The organism is Variovorax paradoxus (genome assembly GCF_022009635.1).
GTDB lineage: Bacteria > Pseudomonadota > Gammaproteobacteria > Burkholderiales > Burkholderiaceae_C > Variovorax.
This window is the reverse complement of the sequence record NZ_CP091716.1, coordinates 622,330-643,739: the sequence shown is the minus strand read 5'-3', so window position 1 is coordinate 643,739 and position 21,410 is coordinate 622,330. Positions and strand designations below refer to the sequence as shown.

Below are 21,410 nucleotides of genomic sequence, written 5' to 3'. Positions count from 1 at the left end.
CATGCAGCGCAGATACTTCGGCGCTAGCGTTGCTGCGATGGCCGTCGCGCTGATGGGCGGCGCGGGCCTGGCCCATGCCGCCGCGTGGCCCGACAAGCCGGTTAAGCTGGTGGTGCCCTTCCCGCCGGGGCAGGCCACCGACATCTTCGCCCGCGCGGTGGCCGAGCAACTCGGCAGGCGGCTGGGCCAGCCGGTGATCATCGACAACAAGGCCGGCGCCGGCAGCAACATCGGCACCGAGTTCGTGGTGCGCTCGCAGCCTGACGGCTACACGCTGGTGGTGGCGGGCAGCGCGATGGCGGTGAACCAGACGCTCTACGCCAAGCCGAGCTTCGATCCGCGCAAGGACCTGGTCGGCATCTCGCTCATCGCGAAGGTGCCGCTGGTGTTCCTGGCCACGCCCGAAAGCGGCATCCGCACGCTGGCCGATCTCACCGCGCGCGCCAAGGCCGAGCCCGGCCGGCTGAGCTATGCGAGCGCCGGCATCGGCGGCACGCAGCATCTGTCGGGCGAGATGTACAAGTCGGCGGCGCATGTGTTCATCACGCACATTCCGTACCGCGGCAGCGGCCCGGCGCAGTCGGACTTCCTGGGCAACCAGGTGCCGCTGATGATCGACTCGGTGACGGCCGCGCTGCCGCACATCAAGTCGGGCAAGGCGGTGGCGCTGGCCGTCACGTCGGCCACGCGCTCGTCGCAGCTGCCCGACGTACCCACGGTGGCCGAAAGCGGCGTGGCCGGCACGAAGAACTTCGAGGCCGTGGGCTGGCTCGGCCTGATGGCGCCGCGCGGCACGCCGCCGGAGATCGTCGAGCGCCTCAACCATGAGGTGACCGACATCCTCAAGAGCGAGCAGATGGCGCGCTTCATCCGCGAGCGCGGCTCCGAGCCGGCGCCCACCACGCCGGCGGAGTTCGACCGCTTCGTGGCAAGCGAGATCCGCCTGTGGGGCGCGGCGGTGAAGGCCTCGGGCGCCAAGCCCGAGTAAGCGAAGCGAAGGTGCCGCGTCAGCGCGGCACCGGCCCCGCCGCGGCGGGCATCGCCTCTTTCGCGCGGTCGACTTCCGCCAGCAGCCAGCTGCGGAAATGATCGAGCGTGGCGAGCTGGCCGCGCCCTTCCGGGTAGCAGAACCAGTAGCCCTCGTTGCCGCGGTAGCCGCCGCCCGGCAGCGGCTCGTCCACCAGTCCTGAAGAAATCTCGTCCTGCACCAGGCAGCGCGGCACCAGCGCCACGCCCATGCCGACCATCACCGCGCGGATCATGGTCTGGAACTGGTCGAACTGCGGACCGGCCAGCGGGTCGAGCCCGCGCACGCCGTGCGTCTCGCTCCACTGCAGCCACGACTGCGGCACCGTGACATGGCGCAGCAGCGTGCAGCGCGCCACGTCCTGCGGCGTGCGGATGGCGACCTCGGCCTGCGCGGCGCGCGGCGCGATCAGCGCCACGTCCTGGCCCGCGAGGTAGTGCGACTGCGCGCCGGGCCAGTGGCCGTCGCCGAAAAGAATGGCGCAGTCGAGCTCGGGCCGTTCGAAGTCGTAGCCGTGCACGAAAGGCACGAAATGCAGCGTGATCTGCGGATGCGCGCGCTGGAAGTCGGGCAGCCGCGGAATCAGCCACTTGGCACCGAAGGTGGGCAGGGTCGACAGGTGCAGCGCGCCGCCGCCGTCGCCGCTGGTGATGAGTTCCAGCGTGGCCGCCTCCAGTTGCGCGAGCAGCGCGCGCACCGCCTTCTCGTAGCGCTCGCCGGCCGGCGTGAGCGCCAGGCGCTTGCGGTTGCGCTCGAACAGCGGCGCGCCGATCCAGCGCTCGAGCTCCTGCACCTGCTTGCTGACCGCGCCCTGCGTGAGGTGCAGGGCCTCTGCCGCGCGAGAAACACCGCCGAAGCGCACCACGGTCGAGAAGGCGCGCAACAGGTTCAGCGGAGGATTGAGACGACGCAGCGACATGGAAGGATGGCCATTAAAACATTCCAGATCAGAATGTTAGCGGGTATATCCTTTGCTACAGATGAAGCAGCAGATCGCTCTTCACTCTCAATGCACACTGGAACACTCCCCATGCAACGTCGTCATTTCATTTCCACGCTGGCCGCTGCTTCTATCCTGCCCGGAATATCCTTCGCCCAAGGCAAGCCCATCCGCCTGGTCGTTCCCTTCCCGCCCGGCGGCGCCACCGACATCACCGCGCGCGTGCTCGGCGAGCCCGTGGCCAAGATCCTGCAGCAGCCCGTGGTCATCGACAACCGCGCCGGCGCCGGCGGCTCCATCGGCATGGCCGAGCTGGCCCGCGCCACGCCGGACGGCCTGACCTTCGGCATCGCCACCCTGTCCACGCACGGCGTGAACCCGGCGGTCTACCAGAAGCTGCCCTACGACCCGATCAAGGGCTTCGCCGCCGTGACCGAGATCGTCAAGGCGCCGGGCGTGATCGTCATCAACCCGACGAAGCTGCCGGTGGCCAACTTCGCCGAGCTGGTGAAGTACCTGAAGGCCAACCCGGGCAAGGTGTCGTACGCCACGCCGGGCAACGGCACCATCGGCCACATGTGGGGCGAACTGTTCAAGAGCACCACCGGAACCTCGATGGTGCACATCCCCTACCGCGGTGCGGGCCCGGCCATCAACGACGTGCTCGCAGGCGAAGTGCCGGTGTACTTCGACCAGGTGGCCTCGTCGCTGCCGCACGTGAAGGCAGGCAAGCTGAAGGCGCTGGCCGTGTCGTGGAACGGCCGCCTCGACGTGCTGCCCGACGTGCCCACCTATGGCGAGCTGGGCTACCCGACCAACAACGATCCGTCGTGGTTCGGCATGGTCGCGCCCGCGGGCACGCCGGCCGAGCTGGTGCTGCGCATGCAGCAGGCCGTGGCCACCGCGCTGAAGGACGCCTCGGTGCGCGAGCGCCTGGCGCTGCAGGGCCTGTACGCCTCGGGCACCACGCCGGCGCAGTTCACCAAGCAGATCGCCAGCGAAATCGACAAGATGAAGAAGGTGGCCGAATTCGCACGCGTGCGATTGGACTGAGCCCGGCCTGCCTATGCATCCTGTCCTGAAACTGATTCAAACCCGCGCCCAGGTGACGAGCGTCGCCGGGCACACGCCGCTGGTGCTGGACTCGCCGCACAGCGGCACCGTCTACCCCGAAGACTTCCGCTCGGTGCGCGACCTCGCGACGCTGCGCCGCGCCGAAGACACCCACGTCGAGAAGCTCTATGCCTTCGCGCCCGAGCTGGGCGCGGCATGGATCGAGGCGCACTTTCCGCGCAGCTACCTCGACGCCAACCGCGACACCACCGAGATCGACACCACCATGATCGACGGCGAGTGGACCGGGCCGGTGTCGAGCGACCCGCGCGTGCTGTCCAAGGTGCGCCTGGGCAAGGGGCTGATCTGGAAGCTCACCGACGAAGGCCTGCCGATCTACGACCGGCAGCTCAGCGTGGACGAGGTGCGCCAGCGCATCGAAGGCTGCTGGCAGCCCTACCACGCGGCGGTGGCGCAGGCCGTGGACGACGCGCATGCGCGCCACGGCTACAGCATCCACATCAACTGCCACTCGATGCCGGCCATCGCGGCCAGCCACGCCACCGACTTCCCGGGCCTGGCGCATGCCGACTTCGTGATCGGCGACCGCGACGGCAGCACCGCCGACCCGGCGCTGTCTCGCAAGATCTGCGAGCACCTGCGCGGCTTCGGCTACAGCGTGGACTACAACCACCCGTACAAGGGCGTGGAGCTGGTGCGCCGGCACGGCAGGCCGGCCGAACAGCGGCACAGCATCCAGGTGGAGATCAACCGCAAGCTCTACATGGACGAGACCACGCTGGCGCTGGACGAAGCCGGCGCCGCGCGGCTGCAGGCGCACCTGCGCTCGATGGTCGAGATGCTGCTGGCGACCGACCCGCGCTGAGCGGCCGGTTGCGCGGCGCGCCATCAACCCTGCCGGCCCCGGGTGTGTTGTTACACGAGGGGCCGGGCGGGCGGCCTATAGTGGAAAAGGTCATGACCAACCACACCCTCTTGGAGTTTCCAGTGAAGCCATTCATTGCAGCTGTTTTCGCCGTCGCGATGGGCGCGCTCGTCGCCGGTTGCGCGGGCACCGGTTCGGCCGGCGGCGGCGCCAATGCATCGACCTCGACGGGCGGCAGCGGCGTCACCGTGTTCGGCACCATCGACGCCGGCGTCTCCGGCACGAAGAACAGCTCGCGCTGATTCAGCGGGCCATGCCGGCCAGGTAGCCGTGCAGCGCGCCGCGCAACTGGCGTGACAGTGCCTGCAGGTCGGGCCGACCGCCGGTGCCGATGTGCGTGTGCGCCACCAGGCCGTACAGGATGGTCTGGCACACGCGCGCAACCTCCTTCTTCGGGCAATCGGCCGCCAGGTCGCCGGCGGCCTCGAGCACGCCCACCCATTCGGCCACGAAGCGTTCGTACATCTTGCGATAGGCCTCCGGCCCCGACAGGTGCCGCTCCAGCAGGTAGTGCGCGCCCCAGGCGAGCGGCTGCTCGCGGTGGGCGTCGATCTGCTTGTCGATCACCGCATCGACGATGTCATGCAGCGGCCGCCCCGCCTGCGCGGCCACTGTCTCGCGAATGCCCAGCAGCAGCGCCTTGGAACGCAGGTGCAGACACACGCGCGCCAAGTCTTCCTTGTTCTCGAAGTATTCGTAGAAGCTGCCGAGCCCCGTGCCCGCGACGGACACGATCTCGCGGATGGTGACGGCGGCATAGCCGCGCTCGACCAAAAGCTGAACAAAGGCCTCCTGCAACGCCTGCGAGGTGTGGCGCGCGCGGGACTGGCGCGGCTTTCTTCTCTGGGCGGTGGCCGGCGCGCGCGTGCTGCCGCTCATCGCGGCCAAACCCGAACACCTTGCGTCCGGCTTGTTCCTAGAATTTTTGGACCCATCGAACAGATTCTGCAATGGCCCTCGACGAACCCGCATCGGACGAATCCCGCCCCGCCGTCTACACCACCCAGGGCAGCGACGCCTGGCAGCCCGGCGCGCTCGCGCGCGGCCCCTGGGACCCGCGCGCGCAACACGGCGGCGCGCCCTGCGCCTTGCTCGCGCATGTGGCCGAGCAGGCCGCGCCCGGACCAAGCTGGCAACTGGCCCGCCTCACCGTCGAACTCGTGAAGCCGGTGCCGATCGCGCTGCTGCGCACCCGTGCGCAAGTGCAGTCGTCGCGCGCCACGGTGCGCGTGGGCATCGACCTGCTGGCGGGCGACGTGGTGGTGGCGCGGGCGCATGCGCTGCTGCTGGCCCGGAATGCGCTGGCGCTGCCGGCGGACCTACCGGGCTGGCCCCAGCCACAACTGCGGCCGCTGCCGCAGGACTGCAGCGAGCCCGTGCGCATTCCCGGCCTGCCCGAAGGCGTGTCGTTCTACGGCAGCGCGGTGGAATCGCGCGTGGCCGAAGGCGACTCGACGCAGCCCGGCCCCTGCGGCGCATGGTTCCGGCTCGCGGTGCCGCTGGTGGACGGCGCGGCCAACTCGCCCGCCATGCGCGCCGCAGCGGCGGCCGACTTCGGCAACGGCCTGAGCTGGGTGCTGCCGGCCGAGCGCTTTCTGTTCACCAACGCCGACATGAGCCTGAACCTGTTTCGCGCGCCCGAGGGCGAGTGGATCGGCCTGCGCTCGGCCACCGAGGCGCACAGCGACGGCGCGGGCCTTGCCGTGTCCCATCTTTACGACGTGCACGGCCCCATCGGCATCGCCACCCAGACGCTGGTGCTGCGCGAGCGGCCCGCCGCGTGACCCCCGCCAGCCAGAACGAACGAGACCTTCCATGACCACCACCGGCATCCATCCCGACAACCAGGCGCCCGAACTCAAGGACTACAACGTCTACACCAGCGACCGTTCGCTGCGCGGTGCGGTGGCGCGCGGCGGCGCCGCATGGCGCGACGACGAGCTGGTGCGCCAGGGCGCGGAGTACGGCGCCGAAGCCACGCTGCGCGCCGCCGAGGACGCCAACCGCCACGAGCCCGAGCTGCACACCCACTCGCGCACCGGCGCGCGCATCGACCAGGTGAAGTTCCACCCCGCGTGGCACACGATGATGACCATCGCCCGGCGAAACGGCATCGCCAACCTGCCGTTCTTCGACGAGCGCCCGTCGGCCTGGGTGGGCTATGGCGCGTCGCTCTACATGCACAGCCAGATCGAGTCGGGCTCGACCTGCCCGACCACCATGACCAAGGCCTGCATCCCGGTCATGCGCCGCAACGCCGCGCTGTACGCGGAGCTGCGCGGCAAGCTCGCGTCGAACGAGCACGACGCGCGCGACATCCCGCTCGAAGGCAAGACCTCGATGACCGTCGGCATGGGCATGACCGAAAAGCAGGGCGGCAGCGACGTGCGCACCAACACCACCCGCGCGGTGCCGGCGGGCAGCGGCCCGTGGGGCGAGGAATTCCTCATCACCGGCCACAAGTGGTTCTTCTCGGCGCCGATGTGCGACGGCCACCTGGTGCTGGCCAAGACCGACGAGCACGGCTCCTCGTGCTTCTTCGTGCCGCGCTGGCGGCCCGACGGCGGCAAGAACGCCATCCACATCCAGCGGCTGAAGGACAAGGTCGGCAACCGCTCCAACTCGAGCAGCGAAGTCGAGTTCAAGGACGCCTGGGGCGTGCTGGTGGGCGACGAGGGCCGGGGCATCCCGACCATCATCGAAATGGCCACCGTGACCCGGCTCGACTGCGCGCTCTCCAGCGCCGGCTTCATGCGGCAGGCTTTCGCGCAGGCGGCGCACTACACGCGCAACCGCTTCGCCTTCGGCAAGGCGCTGATCCACCAGCCGGTGATGACCGAGCTGCTGGCCGACATGGCACTCGAATCCGAAGGCGCCATGCTGCTGGCGATGGAACTGGCCTCGCGCTTCGGCTCCGACGCGCCGCTCGACACCGCCTGGCGCCGCCTGCTCACGCCCGCCGCCAAGTTCTGGAACTGCAAGCGCGCGGTGGCGCTCACCGGCGAGGCGATGGAGGTGTTCGGCGGCAACGGCTATGTGGAAGACGGCCCGATGGGGCGGCTCTTCCGCGAGGCGCCGGTCAATTCGATCTGGGAAGGCTCGGGCAACGTGATGTGCCTGGACGTGCTGCGCGCCGTCTCGCGCAACCCGGGCGACGTGCAACTGGTGCTCGACCATCTGCAGGACATCGCCACCGGCGAGCCGCGCCTGCTGGCCCAGGTGGAGGCCCTGCGCCAGATGACGCAGCTGCCGCCGCAGGAACTGGAGCGCCAGGCCCGCCGCTTCACGCAGCGGCTGGTGCTGCTGGCGCAGGCCTGCCTGATGCTGTCGAACGCGAGCGCCGAAGCCTCGGCGGCCTTCCTGTCGAGCCGCTTCGACCCCGACTGGGGCCGCGTGACCGGCATCGGCGCCGGCACCAGCGACCCGGCGGCCCTGGTGCACGCGGCCTGGCGCTGAAAACGCGATATCGGCGCGATTTCAGCGCCGCAGCAGCGCCTGTCGCAACAGGCGCGCGGCGCGGTTGCGGATTCGCCCCGGCATCCCGCGCATGGTGCTCGTGCGCGGCGCCACGCGGGCGGTGGCGCAGGCCCACAGGAAGTCGTGGAGAATGGGCGTGTCGTCGACCGTCTCGGTGCTGCCGTACTTGTGGAATTCGGGGTGCCACTGGGTCGCGGCGATGTAGCTGCGGCCCCGGTCGGGCCGGCGGCGGATGGCCTCGGGCACGCGGTCGGGCAGGCTCCAGGCCTCGATGTCGAAGCCGGGCGCGATGTCCTTCACGCCCTGGTGATGGATGCTGTTGACGCGCGCGGTCTTCAGGTCGGGGTAGAGCTTCGACAGGCGAGTGCCCTGCACCAGCTCGATCTGGTGGAAGTTCTGGTCGTAGGTGACCGGGTCGCGGTGCTTGAGCGTTTCGGGGTGGCCGTGCTGCGCCTCGATGTCCTGGTAGAGCGTGCCGCCGAAGGCCACGTTGATGAGCTGCAGCCCGCGGCACACGCCGAAGATGGGCTTGCCGGCCTGCTCGAAGGCTTCGACCAGCGCCAGGTCGTAGAGGTCGCGGATGCGGTCGCCGATCCATGCGTCTTTCAGCGGCACCTCACCGTAGCTGCCGGGCCAGACGTCGGCACCGCCGTGCATCACCACGCCATCGAGCCATTCGGCGTAGTGCGACAGCTTGGTGTCGCCGCGCGCCGTCTCGCCGGTGGGGCAGGGCACCATCACCACCATCGCGCCGGCGGACATGAGCCAGTGCGCGATCGACTGCTCGACGTACTGCAGCGTCTTGTTGGTGAAGAGCGATCGGGCCGGGTCGGCATGCGAGAAGCAGGCGGACAGGCCGATCTTGAGCCGGGCGGAAACAGGTTGTGTCATCGCGGGACTGTCCACGGAGCGAACCGGACGGGTGATGCGAAAAGGAAAATCCATTGTGGCTCGTTGGCCTCTCGCACGGGGTCGGACGACACGCCAAGTATGCTTTCAACGCCACCCCGACGAACAAGGAAGACAAACCGATGAAGACAATCAAGGGTCCCGCCATTTTTCTCGCCCAGTTCGCGGGCGACACGGCACCGTTCGACACGCTCGACGGCATTGCCGGCTGGGCCGCCGGCCTGGGCTACAAGGGCGTGCAGATTCCCAGCTGGGACGCCCGCCTGTTCGACCTGAAGAAGGCCGCCGAAAGCAAGACCTACTGCGACGAAGTGAAGGGCACGCTGGCCGGGCACGGCCTGGAGATCACCGAACTCTCGACTCACCTGCAGGGCCAGCTGGTGGCGGTGCACCCGGCCTACGACGCGGGCTTCGACGGCTTCGCGGCGCCCGAAGTGCGCGGCGACCCGGTTCGGCGCCAGCAGTGGGCGGTGCAGCAGCTGCACTACGCGGCCAAGGTGACCTGCCCCCTTCCGCCGTGCCATTCATAACGAGGAAGTCCGGGGTTTCAAGATTAATTGATCTCGATGGTGGTTGAGCTGGTTCGAGCAGCATCGCCAGCGCGCTGGCGATGCTGCTCGGCGAACTTTGCCGGTGGCATTCGCCCACAGCTGCTGTGCGGTCTGACCTCGTTGTAGTCTTGGCGCCAGGCGGTGATGGCCGACCTGGCCTGCATCAGCGTCTCGAACCACTGCTCGTTGAGGCACTCGTCCCTGAACTTTCCATTGAAGCTCTCGATGTAGCCGTTCTGCATGGGTCGCCCAGGCTCGATCAGGATGTGGCGGATGCCGTGGGTCTGCGCCCAACCCATGAACGCCCTGCTGGTGAACTCCGGGCCGTTGTCCGTGCGCACGGCCAGCGGGTAGCCCCTGAAGACCGCCGCCTGGTCCAGCAGCCGCGTCACGTACTGCCCCGAGATGCCCCAGTCCACCGAGATGCTCACGCACTCGTGGCTGAAGTCGTCGGCCACCGTCAGGCACTTGATGCGCCGCCCGGTGCTCAGGCTGTCGCTGACGAAGTCCATGCTCCAGACCTCATTGACCGTCCTGGCCAGCTGCAGCGGCACGCGCTCGCTGACGGGCCGCTTGGCCTTCCTGCGCTTGCGCACGGCCAGGTTGGCCGCGCTGTAGAGCCGGTAGACCTTCTTGTGGTTCACCCCGGGGAAGTGCGGGCGCAGCATGTCGTGGATGCGCCGATAGCCAAAGCGCCGGCGCACGTGCGCGATCTCCACGATCTTGCTGCTGAGCTCCTGGGTCATGGCATCGATCTCGGGTGGGTTGCGCCAGCTGTCGCGTGAGAGCCCCACAAGCCTGCATGCCCGCCGCTCGCTCAGACCGCATTGCTCGATCATGGTGGCGATGGCGGCACGCTTGGCCTGTGGGGCTAACGCTTTACCCCGAAGGCGGTGTTCAGCGCGTGGATGTCCAGGTGGGCTTCGGCCAACAGCTTCTTGAGCTTGTTGTTCTCCGCCTCCAGCTCACGCAGGCGCCTCGCATCGGGCACCTCCATGCCACCGTACTTGGCACGCCACTTGTAGAAGGTGGCGTCGCTGAAGCCGCCCTTGCGGCACAGCTCCTTGATGGGCAAGCCGGCCTCGGCCTGCTTGATGAAACCGATGATCTGCTCCTCGGTATATCTGCTCTTTCTCATGTCCGTCATTCTCCAAGTTGACGGACTTCACTGCCATTACGCTGGTACGGCTGGAAGGGGGCAGGTCAAAGGCGTCGGCCAACCTGGGCCTCACGGCGCATGCGACCTTCTCGGGCGCACTGGCCTGGCCGTACCTCTATTCGTGGCCGCCGCGCCAGCCGGGACTCATCGAGGAAGCCTTCGACGAACTCGCGCGCCGCTGGCGGCCGATCCTCGACGCCTTCGACGCCGTGGGCGTGGACGTGGGCTACGAGATCCACCCCGGCGAAGACCTGCACGACGGCGTGAGCTACGAGATGTTCCTGGAGCGCGTGAACAACCACCCGCGCGCCTGCCTGCTGTACGACCCGAGCCACTTCATGCTGCAGCAGCTCGACTACCTGGCCTACATCGACCACTACCACGAGCGCATCAAGATCTTTCACGTGAAGGACGCCGAGTTCAACCCGACCGGCAAGCAGGGTGTGTACGGCGGCTTCCAGAGCTGGATCAACCGCGCCGGGCGCTTCCGTTCGCTGGGCGACGGGCAAGTGAACTTCAAGGCCATCTTCTCGAAGATGGCGCAGTACGACTTCCCCGGCTGGGCGGTGCTGGAGTGGGAGTGCTGCATCAAGCATCCGGAAGACGGCGCGCGCGAGGGCGCGAAGTTCATTGCCGACCACATCATCCGCGTGGCCGACCGTGCCTTCGACGACTTCGCGGCGGGCGGAGTCGACGTGGCAGCCAACCGGCGAATGCTCGGGCTCGGCTGAAATTTTCAGCGGTGCAGCGGGCAGCCGTTGCGCTCGCTGCGGTAGTCCGACGAAGCCGCATATGCGGCCTTGCGCGCGCGCATCACATTGCCCAGCGGCCGATGCGCGGCGAGCGCATGCCAGGGGTTGAAGGCCATGCCGTCGTCGATCTCGCGCGCCAGCGCTTCGCTCCAGCCCTCCTGCGGATCGGCGGTGATGCGTGCGACCGCGACGAAAGGGCTCAACGCCTGCGGCCACTCGATCGAGGCGTCTTCGACCGGCATGCGCTCCAGGTCCACGCACAGTTGCGCGCGCAACTCCCACACGGCGGGGTTCGCGCGGATGAAATCGGCCACCGCCTCGCGCGTGCCGTCGGGCTTGCCGGCGAGGTCGAGCGGTGCGTTCTCCAGCGCCAGCAGCGCGGGAGACACGGGCACCAGCTGCAGCTTGGCGATGTAGGCGCCGTAGCGCATGGGCACCTGGGTGAAGAAGGTGGCGCCCAGCGGATGCGTCTCGGCATGGCCGCCCAGCGCGATGAGCGTGCCGCTCTGCCCGCCGAAGGTCTCGACCGCTTTCTCCACGCCCTGCAGCACGCCGGACAGCACGCGCTTGGCGGTCGGCGCCTTGTCGGTGGTGCCGGCGAGCAGCTTCAGGCTGCGCAGGAAGCCCTTGGCGTCCGGCGCGGCGAACACCGGACCGTCGACGAACAGAAAGTCCTGCGTGGTGCCGCCTTCGGCGCCATCGACGCGCGCGCCTTCGACGCCCATCACTTTCACGGCCATGCCGCGCGGCAGCGAGACGCGGTCGTCCAGCACTTCGGCGGGCGGCGTCGACAGCCGCATGACGACCGGGTAGCGGCGCGCCGATGCGAACAGCCCCTGGGCCAACGGCTCCGGCAGGCCGTCGAGCACGCGCAGTTCGCCGCGCAGCAGGCCGTGGCTCTTGGCGTGCACCGCGCGCATGGCATGGCCGGTGTGGTCGGCCATGGTTTTTTCCATGTCGACGAGCGTGGCCACGAGGTCGGTCTGCGTCTGCGCCTCGTCGTCGCGGAAGGTTTCCACGGCGGGGTCGTAGCGCACGGGGGTTGTGGAGGAGAGGGCGGTCGTGTTCATGGCGCGATTGAGCGCAGCACCGCGAAGGCCGGCTGTAGGAGCGCAACCCCATTGCGTGCGCTCGAATACCTGCGCGGGACGGGCTTCAGAGCAGTTGCACGAGCCGCCGGACGGCGCCGTCGGTCTGCGATTCGCCGATCAGCCCGTAGCCGAACGCGAGCCCGTTGGGCACGTCGGGCGCCTGCGGGTCGAGCGCGAAACGCGACAGTGGCGGCAGCGTGATGCCGACCGCGGCGGCGCGCTCGACCACGGCGTCGGCGCGCGTTTTTCCATGCAGCCAGGCCGACAGGTGCAGCCCGGCGTTGGAGGGAATGGCCTCGAGCCGGCCTTCGCCGTGCCGCGCCAATGCGTCGAGCAGGGCGGTGCGCCGCGCGCCGTACAGCTTGCGCATCTTGCGGATGTGCCGTGCCAGGTGCCCTTCGGCGATGAAGGCCGCCAGCGCCTCCTGCCCGAGCACCGGGCCGTGCCAGTCGGCCAGTTCGCGTGCTCGTACCAGCGCCGCGCGGGCCCAGGGCGGCGCGACCACGAAGCCCAGGCGCAGCGCGGGAAAAAGGCTCTTGGAAAAGGTGCCGACGTAGAAGACCGACTCGGCGCGGTCCAGCGTCTGCAACGCGTCGAGCGGGCGGCCGGCGAAGCGGAATTCGCTGTCGTAGTCGTCCTCGATGACGACCGCGTTGCGCGCCCGCGCGAAGGCGAGCAGCGCGGCGCGCCGCTGCGGCGACATCGCGACGCCGGTCGGGAACTGGTGCGACGGCGTCACGCAGACCACGCGCGCTTCGGGCGGAATGCGCTCGACGCACAGGCCTTCGGCGTCGGTCGGCACGGTGACCACCCTGGCGCCGGCGGCCAGCATGGCTTCGCGCAGCGAGGGATAGAACAGCTGCTCGACCGCGACCACCGTGCGCCCCGGCACGACGAGGATGCGCGCGAGCAGCCCGAAGGCCTGCTGCGCGCCGGCCGTCACGACGATGTCGTCGGCGGCGCAGCCCACCGCGCGCGTGAACGACACATGCCCGGCGATCGCCTCGCGCAACGCGGCCTGGCCTTGCGGGTCGGCGTAGTCGGCGGTCTGGCGCGCGATGCGGCGCAGCGCGCGGTCGGACAGGCGCCGCCAGATGTCGAAGGGGAAGGCGCTCACGTCGGGCAGGCCGACGCGGAAGTCGTCGCGCGACGCCTGCGGCTGCAGCGTCGGCGCGAGATCGGCGCCGGGCACGTGCAGCGGCACCAGGCGGGGGTCGCGTCGGGCCATGGAGCCGCGTGCGGGCCGGCCGCGCCGCGAGGCGGGCAGGGTGTCGGCCACATAAGTGCCGGCGCCGGGGCGTGCCAGCAGATAGCCCTCGCTCAGCAGCAGGTCGTAGGCCGCGAGCACCGTGTTGCGCGACACGCCGAGCCGCTGCGCCAGCGCGCGCGTGGCGGGCAGGCGCGCGCCGGGCTGCAGCCGGCCGTCGAGGATGGCGGCGCGCAGTTGGCGGTGCATCTCGCGCAGCAGGTCGCGCGAGCCGGCGCCCGGCAGGCGGATGGCTAGCTCGAAAAGTGGTTCCATGAAGTTCGCCGATTGTGGTTCTTTTGAGGAACCAATTGCAAACCTATTCTGAAGGCCTCGGAACACTTTTCGAACGGAGCCATCCATGCAAACGAACCTCGCCGCCGCGCCATTGCCCGAGCCCGAACGGCTGCCCCTGAGCCTGGGCTGGCTCGCGCTGGGCGCCTTCGCCATCGGCACCGAAAGCTTCATGGTCGCGGGGCTGCTGCCGGTGCTGGCGGCCGACCTGCAGGTCAGCGCCACGCGGGCCGGGCAGTTGGTGCTGCTGTTCGCGCTGAGCTATGCCGTCGGCTCGCCGCTGATGGCGGCGCTGTTCGCGCGCTTCGGGCGCAGGCCGCTGCTGGTCGCGAGCCTGGCGGCGTTCTCGGCGCTGGCGCTGGCCGCGTCGATGGCGCACGGCTTCGCGCAGCTGGCGCTGGCGCGCGTTGCGCTGGGGCTGGCTGCCGGCGTGTTCCTGCCGACCGCGAGTGCGGTGGCGGCCGCGATGGTGTCGCCGGCGCTGCGCGGCCGGGCGCTGGCGATCGTGAGCGGCGGCGGCACCGTGGCGGTGGCGCTCGGGGTGCCGCTGGGCGCATGGATCGCGAGCTGGGGCGGCTGGCGCACGGCCTACATGCTGATCGCGGCGGTGGCGGCGCTGGCCACCTGGGGCCTGGCGCTGGGCTTGCCGCGCGGGCTGGCGCAAGCCCCTGTTGCCGGGAAGCAGGCGCCGGCCTTCGAGGCGGCGCGCGAACCGGGCGTGCTGCCGGCACTGCTCGTCACCCTGCTGTGGGCCACGGGCGGCTTCAGCTTCTACACCTACATCGCGCTGTTCCTGTCGGGCACGGTGGGCTTCGGGGCCGACGGCGCGAGCGCGGTGTTCTGCGCCATCGGCGTGGCGGCAGCCCTTGGCACGGCGGCCGGCGGCTGGGCCACAGACCGCTTCGGCGCCCATCGCACGGCCCAGGGTTTCGCGCTGATGCTGGTGCTGATCATGGGCGGGCTGTCGTTCTCGGCGCAGATGCTGCCGCGCGGGCTGGCGCTGCCGCTGATCGTCGGGCTGTCGGCACTGTGGGGCTTTGCCGGCTGGGGCTTCGGCCCGGCGCAGGCGGTGCGGCTGATCCGGCTGGCGCCGGAGCGCGCGCCGATGACGCTGTCGCTCAACGCCTCGGCGACGTACCTGGGCATCGCGGCCGGCTCGGCGCTGGGCGGCGCGGCCATCGAGCTGTTCGGCGTGAGCGCGGTGGGATGGACGGGCGCGGCGATGCAGCTCGTGGGGCTGGTGCTGCTTCTGCGGGCGGCACGCAAGGCTCGGGTAGCCTGCAACGGCCGTGCATCGCTATGCTTTTGATAGCTTGCAATGCCTGATCGACGGCCCTTCGGGGCCTTTTTCATGAAGCTCCCGCAATTAAGACAAGCGCTCGTCATGCCCTGCGGGCTATAATGTCGGGTTCGTTTCGATACCACGACGAAGAATTTCGTCAATACCGCCGGCTGACCTGCACTGTCCTTGGATTCTTCAGGCCTCTCATTCCCAAGCCGGCTCACACAGTGTGTTGGAGCGCCAGACCGGGCGCCCATGATTGCCACCACTGCCTTCGTTCCTGTTGAAGCGAATAGCGCGTTCGCCGCGCCATTGCGGCCGGCCCACGCCCGTTTTCAATTATTTTTCAGGCTCTTCGCGCTTTGTATCCGCGCGCTGAGCCAAGGCTTCATGGACATCATTCAACACAGTATCGCGGTGGGCAAGTACCTTGTTTCGCCGCTCATCCGACACCAGGACGACGGCAATTTCGCCGCCTCCGTCTCCATCCGCTCCGGCCACGGCAGCGGCATGCACGACCGCGTGATGCGCTTCACGCCGCGCTTTGCCAGCCACGCCGCGGCGGTGCGCTATGCCGTCGACCAGGGCCTTTGCTGGGTGCGCGAACGCGCCCCTCTCGCGCTCCCGTGCGCGGCCTGAAACAATTACGCCCGATTCCATCTCCAACACACATCGAACGATTCAGAGGTAATCACACATGCCCAAGGAAGAACTGATCGAAATGAACGGCGCGGTGACCGAAGTCCTGCCCGACTCGCGCTACCGCGTCACGCTCGACAACGGCCATCAGCTGATCGCCTACAGCGGCGGCAAGATGCGCAAGCACCACATCCGCATCCTGGCGGGTGACAAGGTGTCGCTCGAACTCTCGCCCTACGACCTGACCAAGGGCCGTATCACCTTCCGTCACCTGGAACGTCGCGGCCCGCCGCCGACCAACTCCGGCAACAACAACGCACCCCGCCGCTGATCCGCGACTGACGAAAGGCCTTGCGGCGCCCCGCGAAGGGCGCCGGCAAGGCTTTTGTTTTTTGCGCTTCCCGGCTGCTGAACGATGACCACACCCAATCCCACAGCCGGCGGCACCCCAGCCGACAACGGCTTTGCCGCACTGGCGCTCTCGCCCCAGATGCTGGCCAACCTCACCCAGCTCGGCTACACGCAGATGACGCCGATCCAGGCGGCCGCGCTGCCGCCGGCGCTGCTCGGCAAGGACCTGATCGCGCAGGCCAAGACCGGCAGCGGCAAGACCGCCGCCTTCGCGCTGGCGCTGCTGGCCAACCTCAACGCCCGCCGCTTCGCCATCCAGGCGATGGTGCTGTGCCCGACGCGCGAGCTGGCCGACCAGGTCACGACCGAGATCCGCCGCCTGGCGCGAGCCGAGGAAAACATCAAGGTCGTCACGCTCTGCGGCGGCGTCGCGCTGCGCGGGCAGGTCGCCAGCCTGGAGCACGGCGCGCACATTGTGGTCGGCACGCCGGGCCGGATCATGGACCACCTGGAACGCGAGAACCTCGACCTGTCGGCGCTCAACACGCTGGTGCTCGACGAAGCCGACCGCATGCTGGACATGGGCTTCTTCGACGACATCGTGACGGTGGCGCGCCAGTGCCCGAAGGAGCGCCAGACGCTGCTGTTCTCGGCCACATACCCAGAAGGCATCGCCAAGCTCGCGCAGCAGTTCATGAAGAACCCCGAGCAGATCACGGTGCAGGCGCAGCACGAGGGCAGCAAGATCCGCCAGCGCTGGTACCAGATCAAGGACAGCGAGCGGCTGCACGCCGTGAGCCTGCTGCTCGACCATTTCCGCCCCGTCAGCACGCTGGCCTTCTGCAACACCAAGCAGCAGTGCCGCGACCTCGTCGACGTGCTGCAGGCGCAGGGCTTCAGCGCGCTGGCCCTCTTCGGCGAACTGGAGCAGCGCGAGCGCGACCAGGTGTTAGTGCAGTTCGCCAACCGCAGCTGCTCGGTGCTGGTGGCCACCGACGTGGCGGCGCGCGGGCTCGACATTTCGCAGCTCGAGGCGGTGATCAACGTCGACGTGACGCCCGACTCCGAAATCCACATCCACCGTGTCGGTCGCACCGGCCGCGTGGGGCAGCAAGGCGCCGCTGAAGGCCTGGCGCTGAACCTGGCCAGCATGAACGAGATGGGCTTTGTCGGGAAGATCGAGCAGCTGCAGGGCCGTGAATCCGAATGGCACGAGCTGTCCGAACTCACGCCGGGCAAGGGCTCGCCGCTGAAGCCGCCGATGGCCACGCTGCAGATCGTGGGCGGGCGCAAGGAAAAGATCCGCGCCGGCGACGTGCTGGGCGCGCTGACGGGCGACTGCGGCTACGCGAAAGACCAAGTCGGCAAGATCAACGTCAACGAGTTCTCGACCTATGTGGCGGTCGACCGCGCCATCGCCGCCGAGGCGGCGCGCAAGCTGTCCAGCGGCCGCGTCAAGGGCAAGTCGGTCAAGGTGCGGCTGCTGGAGCAGTAACGGCCGGCTGCGGCGTGGCCAGCGCCGATGTCGGCGCCACCGGCGCGTCGAGCACCGGGGCCGGCGCCGCATCGGGGGCTTCCTGCCGCGCCAGCTTCGCGGCCAGCCGGAACGCCACCACCACCGCCAGCAAGCCGAAGATCGACGAGCCCACGGCCTGCCCGATCAGCACGCCGGCTGCGCCGTAGTGCGAACCCCACCAGGCGAACGGGATCGTGCCCAGCGTGGCGCGCCCCCAGTTGAAGCCGGTCGACAGCAGCGGATGCCCGAGGTTGTTGAACGACGCGTTCGCCACGAACAGCCCGCCCGCGAAGAAGAAGCTCGCGGCCAGCCAGCTGCAGAACAGAGAGATCAGTTCCGCCGCCTGCCCTTCGGCCGAGAACGCGCGAACGAGCAGGCCTTGCCCCAGCGCCAGCAACAGCCACGCCACGGCCACCGACGCCACCATGAACAGCAGGCTGGCGCGCAGCCCTTCCTGCACGCGGCGGTACTGCCCCGCGCCCAGGTTCTGCGCCAGGATCGGTCCTACGGCGCCGCTGAGCGCATAGACCAGCCCGAAGGCCACCGGCGTCAGCCGGTCGATGGTGGCCGCGCCCGCCACCGCCGAGGGACCGAACTGCGCCACCGCATGCGTGACGAAGGCCGCGCCCACGGGCGTGGCCAGGTTCGTCAGCACCGCCGGTCCCGCCACCGACCCGAGCGCGCGCGCATCGGCGCCGAGCCGCGAAGCCTGGAAGGGGCCGAGCATGCGGTGCTTCACCAGCACGCCGTGCAGCCCGAGGGCTGCCAATGCCGTGCGCGACACCACCGCGCTGATGGCCGCGCCGTCGAGCCCCAGTCCGAAGCCGAAGATCAATATCGGGTCGAGCACCGCCGTCACGAAGGCGCCCGCCAGCGTGACCGTCATCGAGCGGCGCGCGTCGCCCACCGAACGCAGCAGCGCCGAAGTCGCCATGCCGATGCCCAGCAGCGGCAGCGTATGCACCGTCACCGACAGATAGCGATGCGCGAGCCGCGCCGTCTCGCCCTGCGCGCCCAACGCCTGCAGCGCCGGATGCAGGAAGAAGGCCGTGCCCGTGCCCGCCAGCACCGACAGAGCCACCATCAACACCAGGCTCGAAGTGCCGATGCGGCGCGCGTCGTCCATGCGCCCCGCGCCCACCGTGCGCGACACCACGGCCGCGATGCCGATGGTCAGCCCGATGCACAGCGACGCATGGAAGAACCCCACCACGCCCGCGAAACCGACCGCCGCCGCCGTCTCTTTTTCACCGAGCAGCGAGATGTAGAACAGGTTGATCAGGTCGACCGCGAACACCGCGATCAGCCCGATGGCGCCCGTGCCCGCCATGACGCAGACATGGCGCATCAGCGAGCCCGAAACGAAGCGCGGACGCCCGGCGCCGGCGGCTGTTTCGGTTATTGGCATATGAAATCCTCGATGTGGCCTAATTGCGGGTTCGAACATTACTTTTACCCGAGCTTTTCATGCCCAAGACATTCCGTACCGAAGCCGAACGCGTTGCCACCCCGAAGCCGACGCCGCTGCCCGGCTACACCGTGCCTCGCTCCGGTGGCGGCCAGAAGGTCAGCCTCGAGCGCGGCACCGCAACGCGCAGCAAGAAGAACCCTGGCAAGCGCGCCAAGAAGGGCGGCTGATCCAGCCCTCGCCGGCTCCCCGGAGCCACGACGACGAACGCGCCCCCGGGCGCGTTTTGTCGTTGGGACGACGGTCTTCCTGAGCAACTCGCGATGTCCGACGACAACCAGATCTTCATCCCGCCCTCGTTCTTCGCTGTCTACAGCGACGCGCGCCAGCGCCTGAGCGAGCCGATCGGCGTGGTGCGCGCGCGCTACGAGATCTGCGAAGACCTCGCGAACCATCTCGTGGGCCACGCGCAGATCCAGCACCACACCGAAGTGCCGGTCGAAAGCGAGATCCTGCGGCGCATCCACGCCGGGCTCGCCACACCCGAGGCCGGCGTGTCTGTGGCCGAGGCCACCTGGATCGTGCAGCGGCTGGCTGAGTTGCTGGGCTGGGAAGGCCCGGAGCCGGCGCCCGACGCCGACTGACCGCGCCGCTCCCGAACGGTCAGCGCCCCGAAAACCGCTCCGCCAGAAAGTCGACGAAAACGCGCGTCTTCGCCGCCAGGTGACGCGAGGGATAGACCGCGTACACCGGCGTCTTGTCGGCCTCCCAGTCTTCGAGCACCGCCTGCAGGCGGCCAGAGGCCAGTTCGTGCTCGACGTAGATGCGCGGAATCAGGCTCAGGCCGAAGCCTGCGAGCAGCGCGTCGCGCACGGCGATGCTGGAGCTGACCTTGTAGCGCCCGTCGACGGGCACCGCCACGCTGCGGCCAGCGCGGCTGAAGGTCCATTTGTTCGCATGGCCCGAGAGCGTGAACTGCACGCACTCGTGGGCCTTCAGGTCTTCGGGCCGCGCGGGGCGGCCGGCGGTGGCGAAGTAGCCGGGGGCGCCGCACAGCACGTGGTCCATGGTCATGAGGCGGCGCGCGACGAGGCTGGAATCTTCGAGCCGGTCGCTGCCGCGAATGGCCAGGTCGTAGCCCTCGCCGATGATGTCCGAGCGGCTGTCCTGCAGGTTCAGCTCCAGCCGCAAGTTGGGGTAGCGGGCCATGAACTCGGGAATGGCGGGCGACAGCGAGGTGAGCGCGAACGTGAGCGGCGCGCTCACGCGCAGCACGCCGCCGGGGCTGCTGCCCATGGGGGCGAGCGCGGCATCGGCTTCCGAAAGCTCGTCGAGGATGCGCGACAGCCGCTCGTGGTACGCGGCGCCGGCCTCGGTCAGGCTCATCTGCCGGGTGGTGCGGTTGATGAGCCGCACCTTCAGGTGCGCCTCCAATTGCGCGATGTTCTTGCTGACGGCCGCGGCCGACAGCCCCATCTGCCGCGCCGCACCGGCGAAGCTGCCCGTGGCGGCAGTGGTGCGGAAGACCTTGAGGGCGGTGAGATGGTCCATGCCGGATCGGATCGAATTGACGACTGAAGGTAAAGAATCAATTCATTATTCGAGCATTCACAACTACCGGTCAATTCAATAGATTGGCCCCATGACAAGCCGCACCACCGACGTCCTCCTTACCGCGTCAGCGCCCGCGATCTGGGGCAGCACCTACATCGTCACGACCGAGCTGCTGCCGCCGAACTACCCGCTCACGGTGGCGCTGCTGCGCGCGCTGCCGGCCGGCCTGCTGTTGCTGCTGATCGTGCGCAAGCTGCCGGAGCGCGCATGGTGGGGCCGCATCTTCGTGCTGGGCGCGCTGAATTTCTCGATGCTGTGGGCGATGCTGTTCCTGGCGGCCTACCGGCTGCCGGGCGGGGTGGCGGCCACCATCACCTCGGTGCAGCCGCTGCTGGTGGTGTTCCTGGCCAGCGCCTTTTTGGGCGCGCCGGTGCGCGCGCTGTCGGTGGTGGCGGCGGCGGTGGGCATCGGCGGGGTCGCGCTGCTGGTGCTCACGCCGAACGCGGCGCTCGACGCCGTGGGCATCGCCGCGGCCATTGCAGCCGCCGTGTCGATGGCCTTCGGCACGGTGCTGAGCCGGCGCTGGCAGCCGCCGGTGTCGGCTCTGACTTTCACGGCGTGGCAGCTCACGGCGGGCGGCCTGTTGCTGTTGCCGGTGGCGCTGCTGCTGGAGCCGCCGCTGCCCGCGCTCACGCCGCACAACTGGATCGGCTTCGGCTGGCTGGGCCTGGTGGGTGCCGCGCTGACCTACATCGTGTGGTTCCGCGGCGTGGCCCGGCTGGAGCCCTCGGCGATCGCGCCGCTGGCCTTCCTGAGCCCGGTGACGGCCGTGATCCTGGGCTGGGCGCTGCTGGAGCAGAGCCTCTCGGCCTGGCAAGTGCTGGGCATCGGCATCGTGATCGCGAGCATCTGGCTGAGCCAGCGCGCGCAGCGCGGCGGGCAGCCTTGGCAGAATCGCGCAGCCACGCTCCCTGGAGGAATCCGCTCATGCCCCTCGTCACCATCCGCCTCGCGCGCCGCGAGCAGCCCGCCACGCGCGAGCAGAAGGCCGCGCTGATCGCCGGCGCCACGAAGCTGCTGCAAGACGTGCTGGGCAAGCGGCCCGAAGACGTGACGGTGCTGATCGACGAGATCGACCCCGACAACTGGGGCCAGGGCGGCGAGAGCGCGACGGTGCTGCGCCAGCGGCGGCGCGCAGCCGGCGGGTAGTAGGTA

At 69.2% G+C, this 21,410-nt stretch carries 22 protein-coding genes and 2 pseudogenes; 16 read left to right on the top strand and 8 right to left on the bottom strand.

Features of this window, described 5'->3' with window-relative positions:
- Position 1 precedes the first annotated feature (1 nt).
- Positions 2-988 (top strand): tripartite tricarboxylate transporter substrate binding protein, encoded by a 987-nt coding sequence (locus L3V85_RS03225; protein ID WP_237677981.1) that lies wholly within the window; start codon positions 2-4, stop codon positions 986-988.
- 19 nt (positions 989-1,007) lie between these two features.
- On the opposite strand, the gene L3V85_RS03220 is transcribed toward L3V85_RS03225, so the two are convergent.
- Positions 1,008-1,946, bottom strand: a complete 939-nt coding sequence (locus tag L3V85_RS03220) for a LysR substrate-binding domain-containing protein (protein ID WP_237677980.1) — start codon at positions 1,944-1,946, stop codon at positions 1,008-1,010.
- Between the two features lie 111 nt (positions 1,947-2,057).
- Here L3V85_RS03220 and L3V85_RS03215 point away from each other — a divergent pair, with 111 nt between their 5' ends.
- The 3 genes from L3V85_RS03215 (at position 2,058) to L3V85_RS03205 (ending at position 4,208) form a co-directional block, all read left to right on the top strand.
- Entirely contained in the window at positions 2,058-3,020 is a 963-nt protein-coding gene (locus tag L3V85_RS03215) for a tripartite tricarboxylate transporter substrate binding protein BugE (protein ID WP_237677979.1), read from the top strand.
- A gap of 13 nt (positions 3,021-3,033) precedes the next feature.
- Complete coding sequence (locus L3V85_RS03210; protein WP_237677978.1) at positions 3,034-3,906, top strand: N-formylglutamate amidohydrolase; 873 nt, start codon at positions 3,034-3,036, stop codon at positions 3,904-3,906.
- 92 nt (positions 3,907-3,998) lie between these two features.
- On the top strand, positions 3,999-4,208 hold the full coding sequence (locus tag L3V85_RS03205; protein WP_237677977.1) for a hypothetical protein: 210 nt from the start codon (positions 3,999-4,001) through the stop codon (positions 4,206-4,208).
- Between the two features lies 1 nt (position 4,209).
- Here L3V85_RS03205 and L3V85_RS03200 read toward each other — a convergent pair whose 3' ends face one another.
- Positions 4,210-4,845, bottom strand: coding sequence for a TetR/AcrR family transcriptional regulator (locus L3V85_RS03200; protein WP_237677976.1), 636 nt, complete (start codon positions 4,843-4,845; stop codon positions 4,210-4,212).
- A 71-nt stretch (positions 4,846-4,916) separates the two neighbouring features.
- Between L3V85_RS03200 and L3V85_RS03195 the strand changes: the two genes are divergently transcribed.
- Positions 4,917-5,750, top strand: a complete 834-nt coding sequence (locus L3V85_RS03195; RefSeq protein WP_237677975.1) for a thioesterase family protein — start codon at positions 4,917-4,919, stop codon at positions 5,748-5,750.
- A gap of 31 nt (positions 5,751-5,781) precedes the next feature.
- Complete coding sequence (locus L3V85_RS03190) at positions 5,782-7,422, top strand: acyl-CoA dehydrogenase family protein (RefSeq protein ID WP_237677974.1); 1,641 nt, start codon at positions 5,782-5,784, stop codon at positions 7,420-7,422.
- Positions 7,423-7,443: 21 nt separating this feature from the next.
- Here the strand turns inward: L3V85_RS03190 and L3V85_RS03185 are convergent, their stop codons facing one another.
- Positions 7,444-8,334 (bottom strand): gamma-glutamyl-gamma-aminobutyrate hydrolase family protein, encoded by an 891-nt coding sequence (locus L3V85_RS03185; RefSeq protein ID WP_237677973.1) that lies wholly within the window; start codon positions 8,332-8,334, stop codon positions 7,444-7,446.
- Between the two features lie 140 nt (positions 8,335-8,474).
- Here L3V85_RS03185 and L3V85_RS03180 point away from each other — a divergent pair.
- Positions 8,475-8,864, top strand: a pseudogene (locus L3V85_RS03180) (sugar phosphate isomerase/epimerase); the annotation flags it as partial.
- Between the two features lie 41 nt (positions 8,865-8,905).
- On the opposite strand, the gene L3V85_RS03175 reads toward L3V85_RS03180, so the two are convergent.
- A protein-coding gene (locus L3V85_RS03175) for an IS3 family transposase (RefSeq protein WP_414080174.1) occupies positions 8,906-10,041 on the bottom strand; the annotation gives its coding sequence in 2 pieces (ribosomal slippage) (positions 8,906-9,786 and positions 9,786-10,041; 1,137 coding nt in all).
- 65 nt (positions 10,042-10,106) lie between these two features.
- On the opposite strand from L3V85_RS03175, the pseudogene L3V85_RS03170 reads away from it, so the two are divergent.
- A pseudogene (locus L3V85_RS03170) lies at positions 10,107-10,793 on the top strand (sugar phosphate isomerase/epimerase family protein); the annotation flags it as partial.
- Between the two features lie 5 nt (positions 10,794-10,798).
- On the opposite strand, the gene L3V85_RS03165 reads toward L3V85_RS03170, so the two are convergent.
- Both L3V85_RS03165 and L3V85_RS03160 read right to left on the bottom strand, forming a co-directional pair.
- Positions 10,799-11,884, bottom strand: coding sequence for a catalase family protein (locus L3V85_RS03165; protein WP_237677972.1), 1,086 nt, complete (start codon positions 11,882-11,884; stop codon positions 10,799-10,801).
- Positions 11,885-11,969: 85 nt separating this feature from the next.
- Positions 11,970-13,427 carry a PLP-dependent aminotransferase family protein gene (locus L3V85_RS03160; RefSeq protein WP_237677971.1) on the bottom strand — a complete coding sequence of 486 codons (1,458 nt, stop codon included), beginning with the start codon at positions 13,425-13,427 and terminating at the stop codon, positions 11,970-11,972.
- Positions 13,428-13,512: 85 nt separating this feature from the next.
- Between L3V85_RS03160 and L3V85_RS03155 the strand changes: the two genes are divergently transcribed.
- From L3V85_RS03155 to dbpA, 4 genes are all read left to right on the top strand, one after another.
- A complete protein-coding gene (locus L3V85_RS03155) occupies positions 13,513-14,754 on the top strand; it encodes an MFS transporter (RefSeq protein WP_237677970.1) in 1,242 nt (413 codons plus the stop codon).
- 363 nt (positions 14,755-15,117) lie between these two features.
- Complete coding sequence (locus tag L3V85_RS03150) at positions 15,118-15,366, top strand: hypothetical protein (RefSeq protein WP_198087622.1); 249 nt, start codon at positions 15,118-15,120, stop codon at positions 15,364-15,366.
- 58 nt (positions 15,367-15,424) lie between these two features.
- Positions 15,425-15,697 (top strand): translation initiation factor IF-1, encoded by a 273-nt coding sequence (gene infA, locus L3V85_RS03145; RefSeq protein ID WP_015867950.1) that lies wholly within the window; start codon positions 15,425-15,427, stop codon positions 15,695-15,697.
- Between the two features lie 84 nt (positions 15,698-15,781).
- Complete coding sequence (dbpA, locus tag L3V85_RS03140) at positions 15,782-17,212, top strand: ATP-dependent RNA helicase DbpA (RefSeq protein WP_237677969.1); 1,431 nt, start codon at positions 15,782-15,784, stop codon at positions 17,210-17,212.
- Here dbpA and L3V85_RS03135 read toward each other — a convergent pair.
- Positions 17,187-18,641, bottom strand: coding sequence for an MATE family efflux transporter (locus L3V85_RS03135; RefSeq protein WP_237677968.1), 1,455 nt, complete (start codon positions 18,639-18,641; stop codon positions 17,187-17,189). The genes dbpA and L3V85_RS03135 overlap by 26 nt on opposite strands.
- Positions 18,642-18,700: 59 nt before the next feature.
- Between L3V85_RS03135 and L3V85_RS03130 the strand changes: the two genes are divergently transcribed.
- The gene (locus tag L3V85_RS03130) at positions 18,701-18,871 is read left to right on the top strand and encodes a hypothetical protein (protein WP_164546861.1); all 171 of its coding nucleotides are present in this window, start codon (positions 18,701-18,703) and stop codon (positions 18,869-18,871) included.
- Positions 18,872-18,964: 93 nt separating this feature from the next.
- Positions 18,965-19,285 (top strand): hypothetical protein, encoded by a 321-nt coding sequence (locus tag L3V85_RS03125; RefSeq protein ID WP_237677967.1) that lies wholly within the window; start codon positions 18,965-18,967, stop codon positions 19,283-19,285.
- A gap of 19 nt (positions 19,286-19,304) precedes the next feature.
- Here L3V85_RS03125 and L3V85_RS03120 read toward each other — a convergent pair whose 3' ends face one another.
- Positions 19,305-20,192: a LysR family transcriptional regulator gene (locus L3V85_RS03120; RefSeq protein WP_237677966.1), complete on the bottom strand. Its 888-nt coding sequence runs from the start codon at positions 20,190-20,192 to the stop codon at positions 19,305-19,307.
- A 91-nt stretch (positions 20,193-20,283) separates the two neighbouring features.
- Here L3V85_RS03120 and L3V85_RS03115 point away from each other — a divergent pair, with 91 nt between their 5' ends.
- Both L3V85_RS03115 and L3V85_RS03110 read left to right on the top strand, forming a co-directional pair.
- A complete protein-coding gene (locus tag L3V85_RS03115; protein WP_237677965.1) occupies positions 20,284-21,252 on the top strand; it encodes an EamA family transporter in 969 nt (322 codons plus the stop codon).
- Positions 21,183-21,404 carry a tautomerase family protein gene (locus L3V85_RS03110; RefSeq protein ID WP_237677964.1) on the top strand — a complete coding sequence of 74 codons (222 nt, stop codon included), beginning with the start codon at positions 21,183-21,185 and terminating at the stop codon, positions 21,402-21,404. The genes L3V85_RS03115 and L3V85_RS03110 overlap by 70 nt, the downstream gene beginning before the upstream one ends.
- The last annotated feature ends 6 nt before the right edge of the window (positions 21,405-21,410 follow it).